Below are 18,505 nucleotides of genomic sequence, written 5' to 3' on the forward strand. Positions count from 1 at the left end.
GAGGCGGCGCGGGCGGAGGCGGCGGCAGGACCGTCGCCTTCCGGACGGCGGCCCGACCGGGAACCGGCGAGACGAGCGACGCCGCACGCACGGCGCGCTCACGGGCGGCCGGGACGTCGTCGGCGGTCGCCGTGACCACACCCATACGCCGGCGATGGAAGCTCTCGGGCTTGCCGAACAGGCGGATGTCGGTCTCGGGCACCGCGAGTGCCGCCGCGACGTTCTCGAATCCGATGGCGGGCTCGTCGAGTTGCCCGTAGATGACCGCCGAAGCGCCGGGCGACGCCAGCGTGACGTCGACGGGCAGGCCGAGGATCGCGCGGGCGTGCATCTCGAACTCCGACAACCGCTGGGTCGCCATGGTGACCAGGCCGGTGTCGTGTGGACGTGGACTGACCTCGGAGAAGTAGACGTCGTCCCCCTTGACGAACAGCTCGACTCCGAAAACGCCACGGCCGGCGAGCTTTCCGTCGCCCAGAGCGGTGGCGATGCGCGCCGCGATCGATGTCGCCGAGGCGTGCGCGTCCGCACTCATCTCATGCGGCTGCCAGCTCTCCACGTAGTCGCCGTTGATCTGGCGATGACCGATCGGCGCGCAGAAGTGCGAGGTGAGAACGCCGGTCCGGGGATCGATGGCACGAACTGTGAGAAGTGTGATCTCATAGTCGAATTCGATGAATCCCTCGACGATGACCCGGCTGCCCTGCACGCGGCCGGCGGTGTTCGCGGTCTCCCACGCCGACGCCACGTCGTCGGGTCCGCGCAGCACCGACTGTCCCTTGCCGGAGGAGGACATCACCGGCTTCACGACGCACGGGAATCCGATCTGCCGGGCGGCGACCGTCAGTTCCTCGAGGGTGTCGGCGAAGAGATACGGCGACGTCGGCAGGCCCAGCTCCTCGTCGGCGAGGCGGCGGATGCCTTCGCGGTTCATCGTCGCGACCACGGCACTCGCGGTCGGGATGACCTCGGCGATGCCACGTTCGGCGACGTCGACGAGCGCCGCGGTGGCGATGGCCTCGATCTCCGGCACCACGTAGGCGGGCCGGTGCTTGTCGATGACGGCGAGCAGCGCGTCCGGGTCGGTCATGTCGATGACCTCGGCATGATGGGCGACCTGCTGGCCGGGCGCGTTGGCGTACCGGTCCACGGCAACGACCTCGACGCCGAGACGCTGGAACGCGATCACGACCTCTTTGCCGAGTTCGCCCGCACCGAGCACCATCACCTTGGTCGCCGTCGGACTCAGCGGCGTGCCGATAACGTCCGGCGGACCGATCGTCGGCGCCGGCTGATCCGCGCTGGTCGCGCTCTCGCTGTTCGACGTCATTCCCAAATCCTACTTGTCGTCAGTACATCTTCTTCCACGGTGACACCCGGTCAGGGCGGTGTCGTGGTCCGGCTCTCAGCCGATGACCTCGTGCACGTAACACCACCGCCAGCTCTCGCCGGGTTCGGCGGACCGCATGACCGGATGGGCGGTCTCGTGGAAGTGTGCGGTCGCATGCCGCCGCGGACTGGAGTCGCAGCAGCCGATGTACCCGCACCGCAGGCACATTCGCAGATGCGCCCAGTGATCCTCGCCGATCGCCACACAACCCTCGCAGCAGAGCTTTTCACCCGTAGCAGGCTCCGGCACCGGGATCGACCCGTCCGCGACCGCGGCGAGCTCGGGGCAGCGCGCCGACGGGTTCGACGAGTCGTCGGCGGCGGATGCCGGACCCGACCGCTGGCCGCCGCGGGTCGAGGACCGGCGAAAGATCTGCATGTTCACCATTATCAACGGCGCATCCGGCGATTACAGTCGCTCGGATGAGTGCATCGCTTCTGCTCGTCGCGGTCGTCGCGGTGGCGGTTGCTGCACTGTGCCGTCGCTACGGGCTGTCCTCGCCCCTGGTCCTGGTGACCCTCGGCCTGGCGGCCGGCTGGATTCCGAACATGCCGGCACCCGAGCTCGACCCGGAACTCGTGCTCTTCCTGATCCTGCCGCCCCTGCTCTACTCGGCCGCGCAGGAGAGCTCCTATCAGGCGATCCGCGCCAACTGGCGTGCGATCGGGATGCTGGCGGTCGGTCTGCCGCTGGCCACGACCTTCGTGGTCGGGGTCGTCGCCCACCTCACCGTGCCCAACCTCCCGCTCTCCGCGGCGCTCGTCCTCGGCGCCGTCGTCGCCCCGCCGGATGCGGTGTCCGCGCAGGCGATCGGCCGGCGCCTCGGCCTGCCCCGCCGCGTCATGACGCTCCTCGGCGGCGAGAGTCTGCTCAACGACGCCACGGCCCTCACCGCGTTCCGAATCGCGCTGGCCGCCGCGATAGGTGTCACGACCTCGCTGGGTGAGGGTCTTCTGACGTTCGCCGTCGCGGCGCTCGGCGGTCTCGTGGTCGGCCTCGTCGTCGGCATCGCGGTGTCGTGGGTGCGTATCTGGCTGACCGATCCGCCGATGGAGACCGCGCTCGGGATACTGGTCCCGTTCGCCACGTACTTCGTCGCCGAGCAACTGCACTGTTCCGGCGTCATCGGCGTGGTCACGGCAGGGTTGTTCCTCGGTCAGCGCTCGGTGCGCGTCGGCTACGCGACCCGCTTGCAGGACGAGGCGGTCCGCAAGTCGATCGACGTCATCCTGGAGGCCTTCGTCTTCTTCCTCATCGGTCTGCAGATGCCGTTCATCATCGAGGGCGTCGAAGGCGAGTCCTGGGTCCAGGTGGGCATCGACGCCGCAGCGGTCCTCACCGCCACGATCCTGATCCGGTTCATCTGGATCTATCCGGCCGCGTACCTGCCGCGCCTGTTCGTCCGCCGTATCCGCGAACGCGAACCGTTCCCACCCCGTCCTCGGTGTTCATCGTGTCGTGGGCCGGTATGCGCGGGGTCGTCTCGCTCGCCGCCGCGTTCGGTATCCCGCTGATGACCGAGGCCGACGAGCCGTTCCCGGCACGTGCCGAGATCCTGCTCCTGACGTTCGTCGTCGTGGTCGGCACGCTCCTGATCCAGGGCACCACGCTGCCCTGGGTGGCGCGGGCGCTCGGCGTCACCGGCGACGAACGCGCACAGGACCGTCTCGCATACGCCGCCGCTCAGGACCGTGCCGCGCGCGAGGCCGAGCAGCGACTCGAGGAGATCGCGGCCGGTCTGGCCGACGACGACCCCCGACGCATGCAGGTGGTCCTGATGCACAAGTGGATCACCTCGCAGCGCAACGTGGCATGGGAGGAACTCGGCCGTGGCCCGGAGGCGATCGGCGAGAGCCCCACCGCTGCTGGCTCCCGGATACGCACTGAACTCCTGCACCTGCAGCGCAAGGTTTTCATCGAGGAACGCAACGCCGGACGCATCGACGACGGGGTCCTCCGGGTCGCGCTCCGCCGCGTGGATTTCGCCGAGGGACAGGACGACCGCGACGCGTGACCCCGGGCGTATCGAAGGGTCATCCATCCGACCGATGGCGGGGAGTTCTGCCCATGTTGCAGACGACAGTTCTGCTCTAACTTCGGTTCTCATGAAGACCACCCACATCCGCCTGGCCACCGCCGGCGCGTCCTTCGTCCTGGCCGCCGGCGCTCTGGTCACCGGCACCTCGTCGGCCGCCGCGGCCCCGATCGCGCCGTCGTGCGACGCCGGCCAGCACACCGTCACCTCGGTCGTCACCGCGAAGTCGGCCGCAACCATCTGCGAGTGGGGCGACGGCAGCCTCGAGTACCGGGGCGTGGCACGCAGCACCGGTAACACCCTGTGCATTCCGGTGGCGGAGGTTCACGAGCAGGAGAACGGCAGCGGCCGTCACTACTTCGTCGCCTACAACAACGGGTACAAGTACTCCGTGTTCGAGGGGCTCGGCCTCAGCATCGTCGGGCCCGACGGCATCCTGATCAGTTCCGAAGACGCCATCTGAGTTCTCACCCGGCCGCCGTCTCCCCCGGCGCCTTCTCCCCCGGCGTCGTGTGCGCGGTCGTCGTCTCCTCCCCGACGGCGGCCGCGTACACGATCGTCTCGGCGGTCCGGCCACGCAGTGACAGGGTCTCCTGTCGCCGCCAGTGCCGGGCCTCCGCCGGGTCCGCGGCGTCGACCGCACGGCCCGCAGCGAGCGGACTCGCCGGATCCCGCTTGGCGAGTTCGGACAGCCGGGCACTCTCGTTCACCGGGTCGCCGATCACCGTGTACTCGAAACGTTCGATGGCACCGACGTTTCCGGCGACGACCGACCCGTAACTCACGCCCACACCCGCGGACAGTTCCGGGACCTCGACCGCGAGGTCGGCGACGATGCGTCGCGCAGCCGCCAGCGCCGCACCGGCCGGGTCGTCGAGTTCGATGGGCGCGCCGAAGATCGCGAGGACCGCGTCCCCCTCGAACTTGTTGACCAGGCCGTGCTTGTCCTCGACAGCCCGGACGATGACCGCGAAGAACTTGTTGAGGATCTCCACGACCTCGGTCGGACGGCGTTGCGCCGCAAGGGTCGTCGACCCGATCACGTCGACGAACAGCGCGGCGGCCACGCGCTCCGTGCCGCCGAGTTCGGGGTCCGACGACAACGCCGCCTCGGCGACCTCGTGGCCCACGTGCCGGCCGAACAGGTCGCGCATTCGCTCCCGTTCCCGCAGACCCGTGACCATCGAGTTGAAGCCCACCTGGAGGTCACCGAGTTCGGTGCCGTCGTAGACCACGAGGTCCGCGTTGTCCAGATCGCCCGCGCGAACGCGGTTCATCCCCGCCCGTACGCTGCGGATCGGCCCGGTGATGCTCATCGACGACAACAGGGTCAGCAGCAGACCGGTGAACAGAGCGGTGAGTCCCAGGACCGTCACCCCGACGAAGAGATCGAGTTTGGACGTCTCGTCGCGTGCGACCCCGAACGCCACGACCAGCAGGATGCCGATGATCGGGATCGCCGAGCCGACCATCCACGACACCACCGCACGGGACTTCACGCCCGTTTGCTTCCGGCGATGGAATCCGGCCGAGATCAGGTCGGCCACAACGGGACGCAGGGTGAAGTCGATGAACAGGTAGGAGATCGCCACCACGACGACACCGCTCAGTCCGACGACGAACAGTGTCTTGGGGATCAGCTGCGGATCGACGATGCCGTACATGATCGTCAGCATCACCGCGGCACCCGACCAGAGGAGACCCTGCACGAGCGACAGCCGCCACGGCAGTCGCATCGTCCGGCGCGCGTCTCGTTTGGTCGGAACCTCGTCGCGGATGACCCACCGCAGAACATGAACGCCGAGAACCGTTCCCCATCCGATGCCGATCACGAACGCGGCGAGGATGTACACCGGGACCACGATGAAGTTGACCCACCACAGTTCGGCGGTGAAGACGGTCGGTTCCGGGATGCCGACCGCGGCGAGCGCGGCCGCAACGATCGCGCCGACCAGGTTCGCCACGACGATCGAGGTGGTCAGCAACGTCTGGATCCGGACCCGCTGCGCGAAACCGCTCTCGTCGGCAGAGCCGAGCAGGATCGACCCGTAGTCGCGGCTCCCCCGTCTCGCAAGCATGCCCAAGCTAATCACGACGACCGCCGTCATCGCCCGTGTGCGGCCCTCGGATTCGGGACGAGCAGGGGAACTGGGCGCCACGACCTGGGTGAACACCCTAACCTGGACGCATCATCGTCTCCCTCGGCTCGCCGAAAGCAGCGCCATGACCGCATCCGATGTCCCGACCCGGCCCGCGCCGGTCGACATGTCCCGCAACCCGTTCCTGACCGGCGTGTTCGCCCCACAGCGCGACGAGGTGGACGCCACCGACCTGCCGGTCAGCGGTGAGATCCCCGCCGACCTGCGGGGCAGCTACCTGCGCAACGGACCAAACCTGCGCTTCGACCCGATCGGCTCGTACGTCTACCCGATCGACGGCGACGCGATGGTGCACCGCATCGGCTTCGACGGCGGCCGGGCGTCGTACCGCAACCGGTTCGTCCGCACCCCGATGGTGCTGGCGGAAGAGGCTGCGGGACATGCCATCTGGTCGGGTATCACCGACGGCTACACCCCGTCGGCAGCCGAGGTCGGGGACAAGCTGGCCGGGACCGTGCGCGAACTCCCCGACATCAACATCGTGCGGCACGGTGGGCGGTTGCTGGCGATGGCCGAGGCGGACCGGCCGTATCAGCTCGCACCCGCGGATCTCGCCACCCTGGCCCGTACCGACTGCGACGGCGCGATGTTCGTCGGCAGCACCGCTCACCCCAAGATCGATCCGTCCACCGGTGAACTGGTGTTGTTCAACTACGTCCTCGAGGCGCCCTACCTGACCTGGGCGGTGGTCGGTCCGGACGGGCGGGCAACCCGCGAGCCGACGCCGGTCGACGGCCTCGATGCGCCGATCATGATCCACGACATGGCGTTGACCAGCCGGTACATCGTCTTGTTCGTGTGCCCGCTCGTCTTCGACATCGAATCCGTGATGAGCGGCGGATCGTTGTTGTCCTGGCAACCGCAGCGGGGCACGCGCATCGCGTTGATCCCGCGGGACGGCACCGCGGTGCGCTGGGTCGACGCCGACCCGTTCTGGGTCTGGCATTTCGCCAATGCCTTCGACAATCCCGATGGATCGGTGACCGTCGACTATGTGGAATGGACCTATCCGGGCGGCTTCGCCGACCAGCCGACACGAGCGTCGTCGTCGCTGACGCGCGCGGTCATCCGACCCGATGCCGGGATCACCAAGACCGTCCTGAACAGCACCGAGCCGGACATGGAGTTCCCCCGCGTGGACGACCGGATGCTGACGCGGGAGCATCACCGCATCGCCAGCGTCGCCAAGGGACCGAGGGACAGCGGCGACCTCGACAGCCTGTGGTTCCACGACCTCGTCGCCGGGACCGAGAAGGTCTGGACGCCGGGTGCCGCGATCGGCGAACCGATCTACATCCCGGGTGCCGAACGCGACTACTGGGGTGCGATCGGCACGGACCCCACCGACATGACGTCTCGGTTCTACCTGCTCACCGTGGACGCACCCGAGGAAGGCCCGATCGCCACTGTGGACTTACCGATCCGCGTTCCCGCCGGACTTCACGGCGCGTGGCTGGCAGATCCTTCGCCCCACGCCGGTTGAGCCGACACCGAGCAACGCGAGGCGTCGCGTCGAAACCCGAGCGCCACACAACCCCACGCCGGTTGAGCCGACACCGAGCAACGCGAGGCGTCGCGTCGAAACCCGGTCGCCACACCCACCGACCAACCCAACCACCACGACACGAGATTTCAACACGGTGGCTCGCTCCGCTCGCTACCGGCTCAACCAGCAGAAACCCCACGCCGGTTGAGCCGACACCGAGCAACGTATCGAAGGGTCAGACGATGGCGCGACGAACGATCGTCTGGTCGCGGCCCGGTCCGACACCGATGCACGACACGTGCGCACCGGACAGCTCTTCGAGCCGCAGGATGTAGTTCTGCGCGTTCTGGGGCAGATCCTCGAAGGTCTTGCACTGGGAGATGTCCTCCCACCAGCCGGGCATCTCTTCGTAGATCGGCTTGGCGTGGTGGAATCCGGTCTGGGTCATCGGCATGTCCTCGACGCGCTCGCCGTCGACCTCGTAGGCCACACAGATCGGCACGGTGTCCAGGCTCGACAGCACATCGAGCTTAGTGAGGAAGTAGTCGGTGATGCCGTTGACTCGGGTCGCATATCGCGCGATCACCGCATCGAACCAGCCGCAGCGTCGGGCGCGGCCGGTGGTCACGCCCACCTCGCCACCGGTCTTGGCCAGGTAGGCACCGTGCTCGTCGAACAGTTCGGTCGGGAACGGGCCCGAGCCGACGCGCGTGGTGTACGCCTTCAGGATGCCCAGGACGGTGGTGATCTTGTTGGGGCCGATACCCGCACCGACTGCAGCGCCGCCCGCAGTCGGATTCGACGAGGTCACATACGGATAGGTGCCGTGATCGACGTCGAGCAGAGTGCCTTGCGATCCTTCGAGGAGCACCGTCTCGTTGCGTTCGAGCGCCTGGTTGAGCAGCAGCCGGGTGTCGGCGATCCGGTGCTTGAATCCTTCGGCCTGACCGAGGACCTCGTCGACGACCTGCGCCGGGTCGAGGGCCTTGCGGTTGTAGATCTTGACCAGGATCTGGTTCTTCAGTTCGAGCGCGGCCTCGACCTTCTGGGCGAGGATCTTCTCGTCGAGGACGTCGGCGACCCGGACACCCACGCGGGCGATCTTGTCCTGGTAGCAGGGGCCGATGCCGCGGCCGGTGGTGCCGATCTTCTTGTTGCCGAGGAATCGCTCGGTGACCTTGTCGATGGCCACGTGATACGGCATCAGCAGGTGCGCGTCGGCCGAGATCAGCAAGCCGGAGGTGTCGACATCGCGGTCCTCGAGTCCGCCCAGCTCGGTGAGCAACACGCCGGGGTCGACGACGACGCCGTTGCCGATCACGTTCTGCACGCCGGGGGTCAGGATGCCCGACGGGATGAGGTGCAAGGCGAAGGTCTCACCTGAGGGGAGTACGACGGTGTGGCCGGCGTTGTTGCCGCCCTGATACCGGACAACCCAGTTGATCTGGCCGCCGAGCAGGTCGGTGGCCTTCCCTTTGCCCTCGTCGCCCCACTGGGCGCCGATAAGCACGATCGCGGCCATGATTCAGGTACTCCTTCGTGCGGCGCGCTTGAACTGATCAGAACAAACCTCACCAACACTACTGTGTCGAGGCCCCCGATACCCTATCCGCGTGCCTTTCGCCCTGATCACCCAAGCCGGTCGCGCCGACGACAAGAAGACGATCCGTGCCGCCGTGACCGACGCCCTGTCTGATTCGGCCGTCACCCGGCTCATCGTCGAACCCCGTGTCGCCGAACGGTTCGCACCTACCGTCGCCGAGGAGAACGACACCTTCCTCGGGCAGGTCGTGGCCGCCCTCATGGCCACCGAACGTCTCGACGTGGAAGTCGCATACGTCTCGGCAGAAGGCACCCCGGCGACGCGCCGGTACCGCCTCCCACACGGGCCGGCCGCCCGCCAGCTGGCCGAGCACGGCACCGCGAGCCCGGTGCCGCTCATCCGCGACGACGCCGCAACGGTCATCTTCGGCAGTGCCCGTCATCTCGGCGCCGAGGGCGCCAAACTGCACGGCGAGTCCTACGTCGACAGCGAACGACTCTTCGACGGCGAGGTGCGTTCGGTCCTCATCGAACCCACCCTCGAGGCTCCCGGTCTGCGCGCCCAGGTCGAGCGTTGGCTGCTGCCGGGACGGTGGGTCGCCGGCCGGGCGGTGCAGACGGGCGGCACCAACATCGTGGTGGAACGCGAGGGCGTCGTGAACGAGCGCGTACTGAAGCGGTCGACGTTCTACCGCCACGTCACCGATCTGCTGCTCGTACGCCCCTGACGGGCCGACTCAGCCGACCGGGACCGGGACCGGCGCCTGCGTGGGATCCCCGGCGGACTCGGTGATGGCATCCTTCCCGGTGTCGTGCCGGTCAGGACGCGAAATAGTCGTCGAGCGTCACCATGCGCAGCTTCCGGTGGCGGATGATCTCGACCAGCTCGGGATAGACCTTGGTGACGGGGTCGTGGTTCGCGTGGCCGATCACGACGGTCTGCGGCCGGAAGTACTTGCGCGCGCACTGCACGAGGTACCTCTCGGTGATCAGGCCGGAGTCCGAGAGAGAGCCGTACCAGAGCGTCGGCATGGTGTAGCCGAGGTCGGCGGCCACCGCGTCGACCGCCGCGTTGTGGTAGCCGAAGGGCGGCCGGTAGTACGGCGTGCCGTCGACGCCGAAGTTCTTCTTCAGGAACCGCTTCGTCCGCCCGAGTTCGTCGGCGATCCCCTTGGCCGAGAGTTCGGTGAGAGCGGGATGGGTCCAGGTGTGGTTGCCGAGCTGGATCTGTCCGGATTCGACGAGCGGGGCCAGCTCGGCGCGGTGATCGGTCCACCCGTCGAACGATCCGGTCACGAAGAACGTGAACCGCGCACCGGTGTCCCGGGCGAACTCCACGTAGGCACCGATGACCTCGGAGCTGGCGCCGTCGTCGACCGTGAGGGCGATGTGCCTGCCCGTGCCCGGCAGTCGCGTGATCGGCTCGGGGGGGCAGCGGGCGACGGGTTCCCACGGCCGGCGGGAGCAGTCCGGCACGGGACAAGGCCGGCGTGGGCGGGCCGGTCGTCGAGGTGGGCAGCGTAAGCGGAGTGCCGGACGGGGTGATCTCGGCGGCCGGGACCGGCGAGGCGCACCCCGTCACGGTGCTCGCGGTCAGGGCCCCCACCGTGCCGGCCGCGAGGACCGCGAGGAAGTCGCGTCGTTCCATGCCGGGAATTTAAGGCATAACCGACATTTTGGGTTCAGCGACGCGGGCTCACCACGTCATCTCGTCACGACATCGTCGCTGATCGTCGTTCGGATCCACCTGGACGGTGGCGTGTTCGAGGCCGTGACGGGCCAGGACGGCCTGCGCCGCCGGGAGCACCTCGGCGTTCGGGCGGCTGCTGCCGAGATGCACCGTGGCCACATCCATCCCGGTGGTCAGGGTCCAGACATGCAGGTCGTGGACGTCGTCGACGATGGGGAGACCGGCCAGGTCGGCACGCAGCGCCTCGACGTCGACGTGTGCGGGCGCCTGCTGATTGAGGATGCGCAGCGCGTCGATGGCGAGCCGGAGCGCCCGCGGCACCACCCACAGGGCGATGAGGACCGCGACGACGATGTCGGCGTAGCCCCACCCGGTCGTCAGGGCGACGATGCCGGCGATCAGGACCCCGACGCTGCCGACCGCATCGGCCAGGACCTCGAGGTAGGCGCCGCGGACGGCGATGGACTCCTTCGCATCTGCGCGGAGCAGGAGCATGACGACGAGGTTCACCGCCAGGCCAAGCAGTGCCACGACGATCAGCGTGAGGCCGGGAACCTGGGGATCGTTGCCGATGCGCTCGATGGCCTCGAACAGGACGAAGGCCGCGACCCCGATGAGCAGGACCGCGTTGGCGACGGCTGTGAACACCTCGGCGCGATGCCAGCCGAAGCTACGGGTGTCCGTGGTACGGCCGTGCCGGCCCAGCACCAACGCGATCAGCCCCATGATCAGCGCGACCACGTCGGTGAGCATGTGCCCGGCGTCGGCGATCAGGGCGAGCGAGTTCACCACGATGCCGGTGACGAGTTCCACCACGAAGAACCCGCCGATGAGAGCCACCGCCAGCACCATCGGCCACAGACGCCGCTCCCCCGCGGCACCGGTCCCGGGGGTGTGGGAATGCGAATGTGAATGACCCATGATGGCGGTCAATATATGCACAACTTCGCATATGTGGCAACCGCCCGCCGTGTCCGGCGGGCGGCCTCAGCTCCGCAGGGTCGCCAGCGCCGACGACCGGCGCAACCCCGCGATCATCAGCAGGTCGACGAGCAACGAGCGGATCTCCGCGAGCAGCGCGGCTTCGGAGAGATGACTGTTCACGGCCAGGCCGGTGGGCGCCTTGCGCACGATCGAGCGGATGACGCGCGCGGCCTCCACGGGGTCGGGGTCCTCACCGGGGTCGGCCAGCATCATCTCTCGGAGAACCTCGAACGCTCCGCCCACGTCCTCGATGATCTCGATGATCGCCGGCTGGACCCGCTCACCGCGCTGGGTGACGGCCAGGGACCGACGGGCGATGATCCGGAAGTTGCGGACCGCGTTGTCGATCGGGTCCGCGGTTCGCACCAGTCGGTCGAGACGGTCGCGCGAACCCCAGTACAGCGGCGAGATCCGGGTGACCTCCCGGCCGCCAGTCATGTCGGTGCGCATGTTGTTGATGGCCGCCTGCGTCCCGCGTGCGGCCTCGAGCGCCGCGGCTATCGTCTCCGCATCCCCTTCGCGCAGACCCGCGGCGACCGACCGCGCCGCGTTTCGGATGGTGAGCAATACCCCCGCAGCGTCCTCCCGCGCCCGATTGGCCGGGTTGACCGGGAACAACGCGGCCACAACTATCCCGACAACCCCGCCGATCAGCGCGTCGATCGCGCGGTGGAACCCGGCGACACCGCCGGGCGGCAGCAGGGTCGCGACCAGGACGGCCGACGACGCCGCCTGCATGGGGATCAGCAGACCGTCGTCGAGCACGACAGCCAGCGACATGGCCAGGACGACGACGACCATGATCTGCCAGGCCCCCTCACCGACGAAGCCGATGAACAGGTCGCCGACGAGGATGCCGATCGCAACACCGCCGACGAGCTCGACCGATCGTCGCCATCGGCGTCCGAGACCGAGTCCCAGCGAGATGACGGCCGCGATGGGTGCGAAGAACGGGTCCGGATGCGCGAAGACGTGGATGGCGATCCACCACGCCACCCCGGCGGCCAGCGCACACTGGACGATCGGGACGAGAGATATCTTCAGACGCCGAAGGCGTCGTCTGACGGTCCCGGGCAGGGAGTCGTAGACCCGGCGCGGATACGAACCGCTCGCGGCTGCCGGCATTCGACGGGTCGCGGGTCGCTCAGACCAGGCCGAGCTCGGCGGCCGCCCGGGGGTCGCTGTCGTTGAGGAGGTCGAGGCAACGCAGATGCTCGTCCTCCTCGCCGATCAATTCGGCGGCGCGCGCGAGGGCGCCGACGCACCGCAGGAAGCCGCGGTTGGGTTCGTGGCTCCACGGAACGGGACCGAAGCCCTTCCATCCGTGACGGCGCAGCTGGTCGAGGCCGCGGTGGTAGCCGGTCCGGGCGTATGCGTAGGCCGCGATCACCGCGCTGGTGTCACCCGCCTCACCGGCAGCCGTCGAGGTCTCGAGTGCCGCCTCGGCGAGGTATGCCCACGCGATGGACGCCGTGGGATGGGCAGCCGCGACCTCGGCGGGGACAGCCCCGTTGAGCAGGTCCGACTCGGCGTCGTCGTCGCCGGTGAGCAGAACCGGTTGCGGGCCGAGGAGATCTCCGAAAGACGTCATGTACCCATTCAAGCATCGTGACCGCGAAGGCGACCGTACCGACCGAACGCCCTAGTGCTCGATCGGCCGGCGATTCGCTAGGGTGAATGACGCAATCGGTCCTGTCACCGAGTCACTCGGCGGCCGGACCGAAACCATGCGATGGGCAAGAATGCGGGGTGATCAGTCGATGGCTCGATCAGAGGGGCCGAGAACTGCTGTCACCAAAGCACTCTCGACGCTGCGCCAGGTCCGGGACGAACGTCGCGCGCGGCGGACCGGCCACACACCGGGCACCGACCCGTTGAGTCCTCCCGGGCCGAGGAGGGAGTCCGGCCAGGATTCCGGGTCTCACACGGACATCGCAGACACCACCCCGGATAATGTTCCGACCGGCGAGGACGCCGGGAACCGGAGCACCAGCAGAGAGGGCCACGAGCCAGCCGTGGACGATCCCACCCAGAACGACACCGCCGAGAACCAGGCCGACGGAAACAAGGCCGACGGGGCGGCGGCCACCGGCACCGACGCTGCTGACGCGCCCCGCCCTGCGAAGGCACCGAAGCCGAAGGGCGGACGCGGGATCGACGGCGCCACCCAGGTGATCAGCCGGGACAATCTCCCGTCACCCGAGGATCTCGAGGATCTGGACACGATCGATCCGCTCGGGGCCGATGATGCGGGCACGAGCGGTGAGGAGACCCCGGCCGCGCCGGCGAGCAAGCCCGCCCGTCTGGGTCCGAGCGATTCGAAGACCACCGTGATCCGCCGCGAGGACCTTCCCGACCCGAGCGAACTCGAGGATCTCGACGACATCGACGCGACTGCGGCGCCCGAGACCGAAGCCGAAACCGAAGCCGTCGAAGACCCGGCGAGCGAGTCTGCGGCGGAGGCGGAGGCCACCACAGCGGACGACGACGAGTCCGCCATGTCGGGCGCAGAGGTGTCGGACACAGAGGTGTCCGGCGCAGAGGTGTCGGGCACCGAGAAGTCGGCTGAGTCCGGCGGATCGGAGACCCCGGAAGCAGAAGACGCCGACGACACCGGTGAGTCTGGCACTACCGTCGCCGCCGTCGCGGCGGGCTCAGCGGCCGCCGGTGCTGCCGTGGCGAGCACCGACGAGTCCGACGAGGACACCTCCGTCGAGGACGAGACCGGCGAACCCGAAGCGGTGGATGCAGCCGCTGACGGGGAAGCCGAAACCTCCACTGCGGCAATCGAAGACGAGAACACCGAATCCGACGAGGCCGCCACCGAGCCCGCCGGAGACGCCGCCGCCGAGACCGCGGAGCCCACCGAGACCGCCGAACCCACCGAGGCGGAGGTCCAGGACGAGGCCGCGTCGGATGAACCCGTCGAGGTCGAGGCCACCGGAACCGAGGACACCGGAGGGGAGGACACCGGAGCCGAGGACACCGAGACCGACGAAGAGGCGCCGTCCGGCGAGGCACCCACCGAGGCGATCGTGCTGTCGCCGACGGCCGAGGACACCGACGAGTCGAGCGCCGCGTCGGAGAACATGCCCGAAGACGAGCCCGACTCGGACGTCGCCACGAAGGTCATCCCGGCTGCAGCCGCGGGGGCCGCGGCTGCAGGTGCGACCGCTGCCGGTGCGACCGCTGCAGGCGCGAAGTCGCCGGCGACGGATGAGCGCACCGACACCGTCCCGGAGCCCGCGGTCGCCCCGTCGTCGACCGGCGAGTGGACGACCACGGCACACCAGCCTCAGGTCATCCCCGGCGGCAGGCCCGCGAAGACCACCAAGAAGGGCGGCAAGGGTCTCCTGATCGCCGTCGCCGCGCTCGTCGTGGTGATCGCCGCGGTCGTCGGCGGCATCTTCGCGTACAACAACATGACGGCGACCCCGCCGGCCGACGAAGCCGCCGAGGTGGCGCTCGACTACACGACGGCGCTGTACGAGGGCGACCTCGCGACCCTGCGTTCAGTCACCTGTGGCGAGCTCCACGCCTTCTACACGGACTTCGACGACGCGGCCTATCAGAAGACCTACGACGCGCAGAAGGCTCGCAACGAGCTCGTCCAGACCCAGGCGATCAACGCGGTGCGGGTGGTCGAGGGTGGCGACCTGGCCGTCGTCGAAGTCGTCGCAGTGCACACGAGTGCGCCGGACAGCCCCGAGACGGTGACGCTGAACCTGCAGCGCGACGGTGATGCCTGGAAGGTGTGTAACCCCACGTGACCGGCGGTCAGGGGTGGGGTCCCCCGTCGACCACATCCCCGCCGCCCCACGCCGGGCGATCGGACCGGCAGGAAGGCCGGCCGGAGTCCGGGGAGCAGTCCTCGGACGTCCCGGCCTACTTCACTCCTCGACGACCCACGCCGCCGCCGGTTTCGGGCGGCCCGTCGCGGCGCATCCGGCCGGCACATCTCGGGGACCCCGATGCGCGTTCCCGCACCGGGTCAGGTTCGCGCACCGACCCGGCGGTCGTCGTCGCCGCGCTCGTGATGATCGCACTGGCGGTTGCGGTGATGGTCGGGTGGCTGACCTCCTGACGCCGGTTGCGGCCGTTTGGGCTCTCCGATGTGGGGTACCGCTGCACCGACCGCACGCAGAGCCCGCGGCGTGACACATCGCGAATCCCGGGAGTGACGCCATGCCCCGATCCCTGGCCGAGCAGACCGAAGAACAACTGGGCGGCCGCCGCTCTGTCCTGAGTCGGCAGAAGCGGGACCACGTCGAACTCGACCGCCTCATCCGGAAGGCCGAGCACGCGTCCGGCCACGACCGCGAGGCGGTGCTCAACGATCTGTGCCGGCTCGTCTTTCCACATGCATTCGCCGAGGAGGCCGTCCTGTGGCCCGCGATCCGGCGCCGACTGGCAGACGGTGAGCAACTGACGCTCGAGATCGAGAAGGAACACCAGGCGATCAACGAACTCTTCACGTCACTGGAGACTCTCGACGTCGACTCCGACGAGCACCATCGGCTGTTCGCCGAGATCGTCCGGCTGCTCCGGGAGGACGTCCGGGACGAGGAGGACGTCCTGCTCCCGCGGCTGCAGGAGGCGACCGATCGTGACGATCTGATCCGCCTGGGCACCCGGTGGCAGATCGTCCGATCCACCGCTCCCACACGACCGCACCCGGTGGTGGCCCGTCGGCCCCCGGGCAATGCGCTCGCGGCCGCACCGCTGACCGCCCTCGATCGCTTCCGCGACCTGCTCGACGCGGCGGCGCGCAGTGGCCGACCCTGGTCGGCGGCGGCGCGCTCGACCAGTGGCGTCGTCGCAGCCGCGGCGGGCGCGATCGAGCACATCCCACCGCTGACTCGGGGCGAGCGTCCCGCCACGAGAACATCCCGCACCGGCACCGGCCGGTGACCGAACAGCCCTGAAAACAGTTCTGCCCGCACCCTTTCCGGGTGCGGGCAGAATCGTCTGTCGGGTGATCAGGCAGTCAGCGACTTGCCGTTCGACTTGAGGTCGTTGCACGCCTCGACGACGCGCTCGCTCATGCTGGCCTCGGCCTTCTTGGACCAGCTGCGCGGATCGTAGACCTTCTTGTTGCCCACGTCGCCGTCGACCTTGAGGACGCCGTCGTAGTTGCCGAACATGTGGCCGGCGACCGGACGGGTGTAGGCGTACTGGGTGTCGGTGTCGACGTTCATCTTGACCACGCCGTAGCTCAGCGCCTCGTCGATCTCACTCTTCAGCGAGCCCGAGCCGCCGTGGAAGACGAAGTCGAAGGGCTTCGCGCCGTCGGCCAGACCCAGCTTCTTGGCGGCGACTTCCTGGCCGGTGTTCAGCACGTCGGGACGCAGCTTGACGTTGCCCGGCTTGTAGACGCCGTGAACGTTGCCGAAGGTCGCGGCGAGCAGGTAGCGGTTGCCCGAGTCGCTGGCACCGAGGGCCTCGATGGTCTTCTCGAAGTCCTCGGGGGTGGTGAACAGCTTGTCGTTGATCTCGTTCTCGACGCCGTCCTCTTCACCGCCGACCACGCCGATCTCGATCTCGAGGATGATGTTGGCGGCGCCCGCCTTGGCGAGGAGTTCCTTGGCGATCTCTAGGTTCTCGTCGAGCGGCACGGCGCTGCCGTCCCACATGTGCGACTGGAACAGCGGGTTGCGGCCGGCGTCGACGCGCTCCTGCGAGATCTGGAGCAGCGGGCGCACGTAGGTGTCCAGCTTGTCCTTGGGGCAGTGGTCGGTGTGCAGGCCGATGAGGACGTCGTACTTGGCGGCGACGACGTGCGCGAACTCGGCGAGTGCGACGGCGCCGGTCACCATGTCCTTGACGCCCTGGCCCGAACCGAACTCGGCACCACCGGTCGAGAACTGGATGATTCCGTCACTGCCGGCGTCGGCGAAACCCTTGATCGCGGCGTTGATCGTCGACGACGAGGTGCAGTTGATCGCGGGGAACGCGTAACCGCCCTTCTTCGCCTTGTCGAACATCTCGGCATACTGCTCCGGGGTTGCAATGGGCATCGACGAATCCTCCAGGGTGTTGATGTGCTCTGGTGTTCGGGTTCTCTCGCCCTCGGTTGATGCGCCGTGGCGAGCAGCCGGACTTCCCGCGGCCGGACTTCCCTCAGTATGGCAGGTGCCACAGTTGGGGGTGCGCCCGCATTCGCGCCCGGACCTGCACCGAGAGACATCCGTAGGATCGCGGTGTGGCAGCCTCTCGTTCTCCGGTCCGGTCCGACGGCTCCCCTCCCGTCGGCAACCAATCCACCCGGCCGTCGGCGGTCACCGTGGCGTCGAATGTGGGCCGCGGTGCCCTCATCGGCGTGGCCGAGACCATCCCCGGGGTCTCCGGCGGCACTGTTGCCCTGATCACCGGCATATACGACCGGCTCATCGCGACGGCGAAGGCGGCGACGACGTTCCCGGCACGCCGCCTGCGAGGCGTCCGAACCGACGATGCCGCACGGGTCGACTGGTGGCTGGTGGTCCCGGTTCTGGCGGGTATGGCGATCGCGGTGTTCTCGATCGCCGGCGTGATGGAGGGTTTCGTCACGGAGCAGCCGGTGTATTCCCGGGCTCTGTTCATCGGCATGATCGCGGCGTCGGTGGCCATCCCGTTTCAGGAGATCCCGCGCGGAACCTTCACGACCACCTCGTCGAAACTGTCGGCCGTCCTGACGTTCGCGGTGATGGCCGTACTCGTGTTCGTGCTGACGTCGCTGCCGCGGTCCGAGGTGTCTGATCCGCCGCTGGTGGCGGTCTTCTTCGCGGCCTCGGTCGCGGTGTGCGCGCTCGTGCTGCCCGGAGTGTCGGGTTCGTTCTTCTTGCTCGTGATCGGTCTCTACGCACCGACGCTGGCCGCCGTCGACGACCGCGACCTCATCTATCTGGGGGTTTTCGCCGCAGGCGCCGTCGTGGGTCTCGCCTCGTTCGTTCAGGCTCTCGAGTGGCTGCTGCGTAACCACCACAGCTTGGCGATGGTCGGCGCCGCGGGCCTGCTGCTGGGGTCGCTGCGGGCACTGTGGCCGTGGCAGGACCCGACGAACGGGGCACCGATGCCCGTCGGCGACGACTGGCCGGGCGCGTTGGGCATGTTCGTCCTGGGTGTCGTGATCGTCGCGGCGGTGGCGCTCGTCCAACGCAGACTCGGCTCGTCGAACGGCCGGCCCGCCACAACGATGGGCTGATCCCGTTCCCGGGCGGTGCCCGACGCCGTTCCCGCG

At 68.6% G+C, this 18,505-nt stretch carries 15 protein-coding genes and 2 pseudogenes; 8 read left to right on the forward strand and 9 right to left on the reverse strand.

The features are described from left to right. Positions 1 to 1,330: formate-dependent phosphoribosylglycinamide formyltransferase (purT, locus tag GOAMI_RS18400; protein WP_006438092.1), on the reverse strand; the 1,330-nt coding region annotated here is incomplete at its 3' end. 75 nt (positions 1,331 to 1,405) lie between these two features. Then, a complete protein-coding gene (locus GOAMI_RS18405) occupies positions 1,406 to 1,768 on the reverse strand; it encodes a UBP-type zinc finger domain-containing protein (protein ID WP_006438093.1) in 363 nt (120 codons plus the stop codon). A gap of 44 nt (positions 1,769 to 1,812) precedes the next feature. Here GOAMI_RS18405 and GOAMI_RS18410 point away from each other — a divergent pair. Then, a pseudogene (locus GOAMI_RS18410) lies at positions 1,813 to 3,404 on the forward strand (Na+/H+ antiporter). Between the two features lie 91 nt (positions 3,405 to 3,495). Continuing rightward, positions 3,496 to 3,888 carry a hypothetical protein gene (locus GOAMI_RS18415; RefSeq protein WP_006438096.1) on the forward strand — a complete coding sequence of 131 codons (393 nt, stop codon included), beginning with the start codon at positions 3,496 to 3,498 and terminating at the stop codon, positions 3,886 to 3,888. A gap of 4 nt (positions 3,889 to 3,892) precedes the next feature. Here the strand turns inward: GOAMI_RS18415 and GOAMI_RS18420 are convergent, their stop codons facing one another. Then, a complete protein-coding gene (locus tag GOAMI_RS18420) occupies positions 3,893 to 5,503 on the reverse strand; it encodes an adenylate/guanylate cyclase domain-containing protein (protein WP_006438097.1) in 1,611 nt (536 codons plus the stop codon). A 145-nt stretch (positions 5,504 to 5,648) separates the two neighbouring features. Between GOAMI_RS18420 and GOAMI_RS18425 the strand changes: the two genes are divergently transcribed. Beyond that, entirely contained in the window at positions 5,649 to 7,067 is a 1,419-nt protein-coding gene (locus tag GOAMI_RS18425; RefSeq protein WP_006438098.1) for a carotenoid oxygenase family protein, read from the forward strand. 238 nt (positions 7,068 to 7,305) lie between these two features. Here GOAMI_RS18425 and GOAMI_RS18430 read toward each other — a convergent pair whose 3' ends face one another. Beyond that, positions 7,306 to 8,592, reverse strand: coding sequence for an adenylosuccinate synthase (locus GOAMI_RS18430; RefSeq protein WP_006438099.1), 1,287 nt, complete (start codon positions 8,590 to 8,592; stop codon positions 7,306 to 7,308). Between the two features lie 91 nt (positions 8,593 to 8,683). Here GOAMI_RS18430 and GOAMI_RS18435 point away from each other — a divergent pair, with 91 nt between their 5' ends. After that, a complete protein-coding gene (locus GOAMI_RS18435; RefSeq protein ID WP_006438100.1) occupies positions 8,684 to 9,340 on the forward strand; it encodes a hypothetical protein in 657 nt (218 codons plus the stop codon). Between the two features lie 91 nt (positions 9,341 to 9,431). Here the strand turns inward: GOAMI_RS18435 and GOAMI_RS18440 are convergent. The 4 genes and pseudogenes from GOAMI_RS18440 to GOAMI_RS18455 all read right to left on the reverse strand — a co-directional run bounded on the left by GOAMI_RS18440 (position 9,432) and on the right by GOAMI_RS18455 (position 12,877). Next, positions 9,432 to 10,260: pseudogene (locus tag GOAMI_RS18440) on the reverse strand (polysaccharide deacetylase family protein). Between the two features lie 48 nt (positions 10,261 to 10,308). Continuing rightward, entirely contained in the window at positions 10,309 to 11,223 is a 915-nt protein-coding gene (locus tag GOAMI_RS18445) for a cation diffusion facilitator family transporter (RefSeq protein WP_006438102.1), read from the reverse strand. 66 nt (positions 11,224 to 11,289) lie between these two features. Further along, positions 11,290 to 12,411 carry an FUSC family protein gene (locus GOAMI_RS18450; protein ID WP_006438103.1) on the reverse strand — a complete coding sequence of 374 codons (1,122 nt, stop codon included), beginning with the start codon at positions 12,409 to 12,411 and terminating at the stop codon, positions 11,290 to 11,292. Positions 12,412 to 12,430: 19 nt separating this feature from the next. Then, positions 12,431 to 12,877, reverse strand: coding sequence for a DUF3151 domain-containing protein (locus GOAMI_RS18455; protein WP_006438105.1), 447 nt, complete (start codon positions 12,875 to 12,877; stop codon positions 12,431 to 12,433). A gap of 169 nt (positions 12,878 to 13,046) precedes the next feature. Here GOAMI_RS18455 and GOAMI_RS18460 point away from each other — a divergent pair, with 169 nt between their 5' ends. From GOAMI_RS18460 to GOAMI_RS18470, 3 genes are all read left to right on the forward strand, one after another. Continuing rightward, positions 13,047 to 15,056 (forward strand): Rv0361 family membrane protein, encoded by a 2,010-nt coding sequence (locus GOAMI_RS18460; RefSeq protein WP_006438107.1) that lies wholly within the window; start codon positions 13,047 to 13,049, stop codon positions 15,054 to 15,056. Further along, positions 15,053 to 15,370 (forward strand): hypothetical protein, encoded by a 318-nt coding sequence (locus GOAMI_RS18465; RefSeq protein WP_006438108.1) that lies wholly within the window; start codon positions 15,053 to 15,055, stop codon positions 15,368 to 15,370. Before GOAMI_RS18460 ends, GOAMI_RS18465 begins: the two co-directional genes overlap by 4 nt. A 101-nt stretch (positions 15,371 to 15,471) precedes the next feature. Then, the gene (locus GOAMI_RS18470) at positions 15,472 to 16,197 is read left to right on the forward strand and encodes a hemerythrin domain-containing protein (RefSeq protein WP_006438109.1); all 726 of its coding nucleotides are present in this window, start codon (positions 15,472 to 15,474) and stop codon (positions 16,195 to 16,197) included. A gap of 68 nt (positions 16,198 to 16,265) precedes the next feature. Here GOAMI_RS18470 and fbaA read toward each other — a convergent pair whose 3' ends face one another. After that, the gene (fbaA, locus tag GOAMI_RS18475; protein WP_006360991.1) at positions 16,266 to 17,303 is read right to left on the reverse strand and encodes a class II fructose-bisphosphate aldolase; all 1,038 of its coding nucleotides are present in this window, start codon (positions 17,301 to 17,303) and stop codon (positions 16,266 to 16,268) included. A 185-nt stretch (positions 17,304 to 17,488) separates the two neighbouring features. Here fbaA and GOAMI_RS18480 point away from each other — a divergent pair, with 185 nt between their 5' ends. Further along, on the forward strand, positions 17,489 to 18,469 hold the full coding sequence (locus GOAMI_RS18480; protein WP_006438110.1) for a DUF368 domain-containing protein: 981 nt from the start codon (positions 17,489 to 17,491) through the stop codon (positions 18,467 to 18,469). The last annotated feature ends 36 nt before the right edge of the window (positions 18,470 to 18,505 follow it).

The sequence above is a fragment of the Gordonia amicalis NBRC 100051 = JCM 11271 genome (genome assembly GCF_000332995.1).
GTDB classification, from domain to species: Bacteria; Actinomycetota; Actinomycetes; order Mycobacteriales; family Mycobacteriaceae; genus Gordonia; species Gordonia amicalis.